We start from the raw sequence: 7,960 nt of genomic DNA on the forward strand, positions 1-7,960 counted from the left end.
AAATACGTTTGACAAACCCATTTGAAGATTCAATTCAGGAATTTAGAGACTCAATTCAATCCCCTGCAGATGTAATTAAGGCAGTTCAATAGGGCACATTCAGAAAAAATGTGTCATTATGTCAAAAAATAAAGAAGTAAATTGTATAAAACTTGCAATTGCTGTTAAATTTAGTACTTTTATCGGGCCAAACCCACAACAACAACTATACCGGCAATACAAATCATACGTATTATCATGAAAAAAGCATTCTTATATCTCCTCATTGCAATAGCCCTTGCCGGATGCAAAGACGGAAACCTGATATTCATAGAAGCCAATGAGCAAAAGGGCTATCATTATCCCTATTTCTTATTTATTCCCGATGGCCTGGATACCGGCCAGGACTCCTATGTGATTGTCGAGCCCAACAATTCGGGATTTCTCGATGATGACCTGGAGAAACACATTGAAAAAGCAGAACGGACCGCCACCAAAGACTACTATACAGGAAACTATGTAGCCCGGGAACTGAAAATTCCCCTGCTGGTTCCTGTCTTCCCAAGGTCAAAATCCCAATCGAAGATTTATACCCACGCTTTGGACAGGGATGTGATGCATCAGAAGGGCAATTCCCTGGAAAGAACCGATCAGCAGCTTGTTGAAATGTTTGAAGATGCCCGCCAAAGACTAAAGGAACGCAACAATGATACAGAAAATCAATTCCTGCTTACGGGATTTTCCGCTTCAGGAACCTTTGCCAACAGGTTTGCCGCTTTGCATCCCGATAAAGTAGCTGCGGTGGCTGCCGGCGGGCTCAACGGACTGCTAATATTACCGGCAGACAGCATAGACGGCAAAGCCCTGAATTTCCCGCTTGGAACCAATAATTTTGAGGAAATAATGAACAGGGAGTTTCGGATGGATCTTTTCAAAAACACTCCGCAATATTACTTTATGGGAGAACTGGACGACAATGACGCCATCCCTTATGATGATGCCTTTGATGACGACGAGCGTGAACTGATCTATGAGATAATGGGAAAAGAAATGCAGCCCGAACGTTGGAATTACTGCAAAAAGATATACAAGGACGCCGGTATCCATGCCACGGTAAAAACTTATACCGGCCTGGACCATGAGCAACCTGAAGGGATCAAAGAGGAGATAACGGATTTTTTCAGGAAAGCAATCAATGGGAACTAAGAAACAAGGAAGAGGAGAAGAGGAGAAAGGGGGAAAACGAGAAAACGAGAAAGGGAGAAAATGAGAAGACGATCATTGAGTATTTTGAAAAGTAAATAGCGATGTAGCTACATAATCAGCAGTAGAGACGCAATGCTTGCGTCTCGATAATTCGGGAACGACGGAACGACTGCACGAGGGCACGACGGCACGACGGCACAGCAGTAGAGACGCAATGCTTGCGTCTCGGAGATCGATGCACGACTGGCACGACTGGCACGACGGCACGATAGAACGACGGCACGTAAGAGCGAAGAAAACGAGAAAACGAGAAAACGGAATGTGTGTAGAGACACGCCTATGTCTCAGTAATTGGTATGAATGAAAATTTTTGCTATAGGTAACCCGGGACGCGGGACTCGGGACAAAAGATAAGAAATAAGAGACAAGATATAAGAAACAAGAAATATGAGATGAGAAATAAAATTATTCCTGCATCTCTTTCGATTGAATAATATGAACACCCCTTTCCTCACTCCATATTCTGTCGAACATACATGCCGCCACCTGCCTTACATGGATGGGTTTCATGTTACCAGGCAATAAAAAACCCAGGGGTTTCATGAGGCCCTTCCCCAACGTCTCGGCCGGGCGAAATTCTTCTCTGTTACCCAAAAGCATAGAGGGACGGAATATATAAACAGATTCAAAGGGTATTTGCTTCAAATCCTCCTCTAACTGGCCCTTCACCCTGTTATAGAAAAACATTGATCCGGGATTGGCCCCAACCGCACTCACCAGGGCGAATTTAGCGGCCCCGTTTCGATAAGCTGCACGGGCAATCTGTAAGGGATAATCATGATCCACCCTGAAGAAAGCATCCCGGGATCCTGCCTTTTTCATGGTCGTCCCCAAACAGCAATATACATGATCTGCCTGTATACGACTGTTATCCGGATGTTCATAGTCATAGACAATCTGTTCCAGGGATGGATGCTCTATCTCTAAAGGCCTTCTAACCAAAACCTTCACCCTTTCGTACGCATTGCTTTCCAGGAGCAACCCCAGCAGGGTTGAACCCGTCAGACCACTGGCTCCTGCTATCATGGCTGTTGACATGGCTCTGTATTTGTTTTTAATGGTTTAAGAAAAGCACTCATTGGTTAAATAAGTGCACCCTCAAACAAATATACTTATAATATTGTTCTTTCCGGCTTAAAATTTTCACTAAATTGCCGGCGACTATATAGCAGCCCTGAAAAGAAAACCCTATGCAACAAGATAAGACACCATTACGCGATTCCAATCTTCATATTATCTTCATGGTGACACTTCTGGCTGTAATGGGAGTTTCCAGTATTACGCCGGCCTTTCCTAAGATCATTCAATATTTCCAGATCACTTCCAAACAGGTGGGTTGGCTGATCGTCATGTTTACCTTACCCGGAATTGTCCTCACACCGGTCATGGGAGTCCTTGCGGACCGTTTTGGACGTAAAACCATTCTGATTCCCTCTCTCTTTGTTTTTGGCCTGGCAGGCTTTGCATGTACTTTCATGCTTACTTTTGAATATTTACTTCTTCTCAGATTTTTACAGGGCATTGGAGCTGCTACCCTGGGTTCGCTCAACATAACCATTATCGGTGACTTGTATACTGACCAAAGACGGGCAGCTGCCATGGGTTATAATGCCAGTGTGCTGAGCATAGGAACAGCCGCGTATCCGGCCATCGGAGGTGGACTGGCCATGTTTGGATGGTTTTATCCCTTTGTACTTCCCCTGCTGGCCATTCCTGCCGGTTTTATTGTGCTATGGGGTTTAAACAACCCCGAGCCACGAAGGGAGCAAAATCTAAAGGAATATATACGCAGTGCATGGAATAACATCAACCGCAAAAGTGTTTGGGGTTTATTGATCTCAAATATTGTTGTTTTTATTATCCTTTACGGGGCATTTCTCACCTACTTTCCCCTGCTGTTGGAAGAAAATCTTGATGCCAATGCGCTTTACATCGGACTATCCATGTCGGCCATGTCAGTCAGTACAGCCATCGTATCTTCCATGCTGGGCAGATTGCGAAAAAAGTTTTCGGGAAGATTGCTGCTCTATGTCAGTTTCATTTTATACGGTGCTGTACTTGCCCTGATGCCGTTGATTCATTACTGGGCATTGGTGGCAATTGCCGTCATTTTATTCGGTGTCGCACATGGTATGAACATTCCCAACATTCAAACCATGCTGGTAGGCTTTGCACCCATAAAAGAACGGGCCGCCTTTATGTCTGTCAACAGCATGGTGCTTCGGATAGGTCAAACGGCTGGACCTTTGGTCACCGGCTTATTTTTCAGCCTTGGCGGATTTCAAATGGCTTTCTGGTCCGGCAGTTTGATGGCTCTTTTGATGGTGGGGGTAATTGCATTCATGGTAAAACAAAGTTTTGATAAATGACCGAACAAAAACATACCAAAATGAAATCAAGTTTAAGATTATTCAAAGTTTTGATTATTCTGATATCTCCTCTTATGGCTCTTAGTCAGGAGATGTTTTCCCCAGATGTTAACACAGGGCGTTCCGGAGTTCTTTCTGAGGGCATGAATGATTCATCAAAAAAACAGGCTCCGGTCCTGGATACGGAACATGCAGACAATAAAACATTGTTCAATGACGGGAATTATGCCATGTTCATTCACTGGGGAATGTACTCGATGCTGGCCAACCGCTATCAGGATTCCACCTATTATGGGATTGGGGAATGGATGATGCATCCTGCCATGGCTGGCATTCCAGCAGAAGAATATAAGGAGCTTGCCGAAAATTTCAACCCGGTAAATTTTAATGCCGAAGAAATTGTACAACTGGCAAAGGATGCAGGAATGAAATATATTGTTATTACCAGCAAGCATCACGATGGCTTTGCCATGTTTCATTCCAGGGCCAATGAATTTAACATCGTTGATGCCACCCCCTTTGATCGCGATCCCATGAAAGAACTGGCCAGAGCTTGCAAGAAGGCTGGTCTGGGCTTTGGGTTTTACTATTCACAGAATCAAGACTGGACTGCCCCCGGTGGCCATAGAGGTCCAAAAACCGATGCTCAGGGTAATCCCAAAACATTCAACGACTACTTTTATGATAAATGTTTGCTCCAGGTGAAGGAGATTACATCTCATTATGGTGACATTGTACTGGTTTGGTTTGATACGCCCGGAGGAATCAAGCAACAATATGTAGAAGAACTGATAAGTGTGGTCAGGAAAAATCAGCCCGACGCACTGATATCGGGCCGCGTAGGTCATAACATGGGAGATTACAAGACCCTTGGGGATATGGAAATACCGGTTGAGAATGTGGAAGGAATGTGGGAAACTGTCGATGTTACCAATGACTCTTGGGGATATGCCTGGTATGATGAAAACTGGAAAAGTCCCGAAGAAATATTAAACCGTCTGGTATCCACTGTTTCCAGGGGAGGAACCTACATGCTAAATATAGGTCCCAAGGGAGATGGAAGCATCCCTGCTGATCCCGCCAGATCGCTCAGAAGTGCCGGTGAATGGATCAAAAAGTATCCCCAGGTTGTTTATGGCACCGGTCCCTCACCATGGCAACATCAACTACCCTGGGGAGATGTAACTGTAAAAAGCAACAGGTTATATCTAGCCGTATATGACTGGCCTTTGGATGGCAAGATCTTTCTCCCGGGGTTAGAAACAAAAATTACCTCTGCTGCTTTACTTAATGGGGAAAGGAAAAATCCCATAGAATACTCCAAAGAAAAAGGGTGGATCTGTTTTCAGGTTCCATATCAGCGACCGGAAAAGATGGTATCCGTCATTCAGGTGGATCTGGCGGAAGAACCTGAAGTGAATCCTCTTCATGGTATCGACCCGGGATATCTCACTTCTATATCAGCACATTTTGCCGAAGCTGAAGGATGTAGGATTGAAAAGAAAAGCTGGATGGAAAAATTTGGTGAATGGAAACATCAGGAAAGGGCAACCCAATGGGAAGAAAACGGTAAGATATCTTGGCATGTTGATGTTTGCCACCCTGGTCAGTATAAGGTTAAGCTGAAACACAGCGGATCAGGAAAAATCGTTTGGAAGGTTGAAACCGATGAGGGGAAAATGATCCAAAACCAGCAACACGCTACAGACCGGTTTCACGAATGTCCCATAGGCTGGCTGGAATTTAAAACACCCGGAAAGCATAAAGTAACGGTTTCACTGGTTGAAGGGGCAAAGACTACCGGCTTGTCAGACATTATATTCAAACCGGTGCAGTTTTAGCAAAATTAGGTTTAATACTTTATAATCTGTGGGTAAATTCCTTCGTGTTCCTCAGTGATTTCCTTTGTGATTCGTGGCAGAAAACAAATATCTATGACCCTGTTAAGCATCTTCTAGAATGAAGCCAATTTTTCATAACTGTTGAATTAACTATTAACACCTTTGTTTCGAAGTATTTTGAATTTCGGTAATTGAAAATTGGAATTTATTTGATATTTGGTACTTGGGATTTGGTGCTTTTATTTATAAAAATAAACCTGTTCTTTCGGGCAACCTTGACAAATAAAAGAATTATTTCTCCCCTATTTTCTTCCTTAACCACTCATACCATTCCTCCAATCCCGTATTTCTCGTACATGAAGTCTCAATCAGCGGAACGTTGGGGTTCACTTCACGCAGGTCCTTCACAAAATTCTGATAATTGAAATTGGTGTAATCCAATAGGTCCATCTTGTTCAGAATGACGGCCTCTGCATCACGAAAAAGCATGGGATACTTAATGGGCTTGTCGTCACCCTCACTGGTGCTCACCAGCGCAATTTTTGCGGTTTCGCCCAGATCAAAATGGGTGGGGCAGACCAGGTTGCCAACATTTTCCACAAACACTGCATCCAGCTCATCCAGGTTGAATTCTGCAAGTGCCTGCTCGATGCTGTTGGAATCAAGATGGCATCCCCCCTCGGTATTGATCAGCACAATGGGATTGTTGTACTGCTTCAGCCGCTGTGCATCCCGGTCGGTGGACACATCGCCCTCAATAATCGCGATTCTGATCCCACCGTTCATATGGGCCAGCGTCCTTTCCAGTAAAGCTGTTTTTCCGGCACCCGGCGAACTGATGAAATTGTACATCTTGATGCTTTTTTCCCTTAAAAGCGACCTTACCTGTTCGGCTTTGTCCTGGTTCTTATCCAGCACCCGTTTCATGACTTTAATTTCCATGGCTATTCTCCTTCTATGCTTTGTACCAACAATTCTTTTCCCTGTATCATATCCAGATCGGAACTTTCACATTTCGGACAGTAAAACGACTGATCCCCCACCAAAAATTCATGGCCACAGCCTCGGCATTGCATCTTGACCGGTACATATTCTATTTCCAGTTCTGCATCTTTAGCTATGGTATCCTCCTTGGCCGAGTCAAAGGCAAAACGGAACAGATCAGGCACAACCTGCATCATTTTGCCGATCCGGAAATGCACCTTGTCAATCCGCGAAAGCTGTTCTTTTTTCGCCACCTCCATAATGATGCGGAACATGTCTTCCACTATGGCTACCTCATGCATTCTCTACTTGGTTCGAGTGTTTAAACCCTAATCCGAATAAACCGGAAATCCTAAATTTTAAATCCTAAATTCCCTGCCTTGCCGGCAGGCAGATAAATCCTAAACAAATTCTAATGTTCAATCCGGCAACTGCCGGAAATCAAAACATCTTATTCAAATTTAGTTAAAATAGAACCGAAGATTTTCATAAGTGCTCTTTGCATATTGGTTTGTTTTGAAATTTCTTTGTTTGGTCATTTGACATTGTTTAGAATTTCGAAATTAGATATTAGAATTTTTAGATATTAGGATTTCAATTGTGTCAATTCCAGTTTCCTAAACTCCACTTCCGACCCTTCAGCCTGAACGGCGATCTGCCCTTCCGTGGCTGTGCAGTCATAACCATGATTTACAAGTTCATCGTTCACCCATACCTTGATTTCATCTCCCTGGCACTCTATAACCATCCTGTTCCATTCACCAACGGGGTTTTCCGAACCATCGGTCAGATTCTTTATGCGTCTTCTTTTGCCTTCTGAAACGCCCCACTCTTCTTTAGGACCTCTGCGCTCCACCATGTTATCCACTTTGATGTCTTCCTGGATGCACCAGAAATCGCCCGCATTTTCATGCATCATTTGTACTTCCAGTGATTTGGGAAACATGCCATAAAGGGCCCTGGGCGTGGAAGCATGGACCAGTATACCGCAGTTACCCGGTTCACCGGCAAACCGATACTCCGCTACCAGTCTGTAATCCGAATAAACCTCATCCGTAATCAGATGACCGCCGGGTGTACCGAGGCTGACCAGCATACCGTCCCGCATAATAAAAGGATTTGTGGTATCAGGGTTTTCATCCATGGCAGGAACATCCACATGCCAACCGTTAAGATCTTCCCTGATCAGATTTACCGTCTTATTGTTACTGCAAGCCCCAACCAGGACCATTGCTACCAGAATTAAATGTACATAGTTTTTCATTTGATTTATATGTTTATCAGTGAATAATTCATTTTCAACTTTATCTTTTTACGCTGTTCATGTATTCAATCCCCACCTCCACTTCGTTACGGTTGCTTACGCTAAAGCTTCAGCGACAGCGTGCGGACAAGCCCACCTTCACTTCGTTTCGGTTGCTTACGCTAAAGCTTCAGCGACAGCGTGTGGACAAGCCCACCTTCACTTCGTTTCGGTGGCTTACGCTAAAGCTTCAGCGACAGCGTGTGGACAAGCCCACC

The 7,960-nt window shown here is 44.2% G+C and carries 8 protein-coding genes; 4 read left to right on the forward strand and 4 right to left on the reverse strand.

Going from position 1 to position 7,960, the window contains the following annotated elements:
* Positions 1-237: 237 nt before the first annotated feature.
* Positions 238-1,185, forward strand: a complete 948-nt coding sequence (locus KGY70_13710) for a hypothetical protein (GenBank protein ID MBS3776245.1) — start codon at positions 238-240, stop codon at positions 1,183-1,185.
* A 465-nt stretch (positions 1,186-1,650) separates the two neighbouring features.
* Here the strand turns inward: KGY70_13710 and KGY70_13715 are convergent, their stop codons facing one another.
* On the reverse strand, positions 1,651-2,283 hold the full coding sequence (locus tag KGY70_13715; protein MBS3776246.1) for an NAD(P)H-binding protein: 633 nt from the start codon (positions 2,281-2,283) through the stop codon (positions 1,651-1,653).
* A 152-nt stretch (positions 2,284-2,435) separates the two neighbouring features.
* Here KGY70_13715 and KGY70_13720 point away from each other — a divergent pair, with 152 nt between their 5' ends.
* Positions 2,436-3,614 carry an MFS transporter gene (locus KGY70_13720; GenBank protein ID MBS3776247.1) on the forward strand — a complete coding sequence of 393 codons (1,179 nt, stop codon included), beginning with the start codon at positions 2,436-2,438 and terminating at the stop codon, positions 3,612-3,614.
* Positions 3,615-3,634: 20 nt separating this feature from the next.
* Positions 3,635-5,455 carry an alpha-L-fucosidase gene (locus KGY70_13725; GenBank protein MBS3776248.1) on the forward strand — a complete coding sequence of 607 codons (1,821 nt, stop codon included), beginning with the start codon at positions 3,635-3,637 and terminating at the stop codon, positions 5,453-5,455.
* A 291-nt stretch (positions 5,456-5,746) separates the two neighbouring features.
* Here the strand turns inward: KGY70_13725 and hypB are convergent, their stop codons facing one another.
* The 3 genes from hypB to KGY70_13740 form a co-directional block, all read right to left on the reverse strand.
* Positions 5,747-6,397 (reverse strand): hydrogenase nickel incorporation protein HypB, encoded by a 651-nt coding sequence (gene hypB, locus KGY70_13730; protein ID MBS3776249.1) that lies wholly within the window; start codon positions 6,395-6,397, stop codon positions 5,747-5,749.
* A 2-nt stretch (positions 6,398-6,399) separates the two neighbouring features.
* Positions 6,400-6,741 (reverse strand): hydrogenase maturation nickel metallochaperone HypA, encoded by a 342-nt coding sequence (gene hypA, locus KGY70_13735; protein MBS3776250.1) that lies wholly within the window; start codon positions 6,739-6,741, stop codon positions 6,400-6,402.
* A 284-nt stretch (positions 6,742-7,025) separates the two neighbouring features.
* Positions 7,026-7,703 (reverse strand): DUF1080 domain-containing protein, encoded by a 678-nt coding sequence (locus KGY70_13740; GenBank protein MBS3776251.1) that lies wholly within the window; start codon positions 7,701-7,703, stop codon positions 7,026-7,028.
* Positions 7,704-7,762: 59 nt separating this feature from the next.
* Between KGY70_13740 and KGY70_13745 the strand changes: the two genes are divergently transcribed.
* On the forward strand, positions 7,763-7,960 hold a 198-nt coding region (locus KGY70_13745), incomplete at its 3' end, for a hypothetical protein (protein MBS3776252.1).

Source organism: Bacteroidales bacterium (genome assembly GCA_018334875.1).
In the GTDB taxonomy this organism is placed as follows: Bacteria; Bacteroidota; Bacteroidia; order Bacteroidales; family UBA12077; genus JAGXLC01.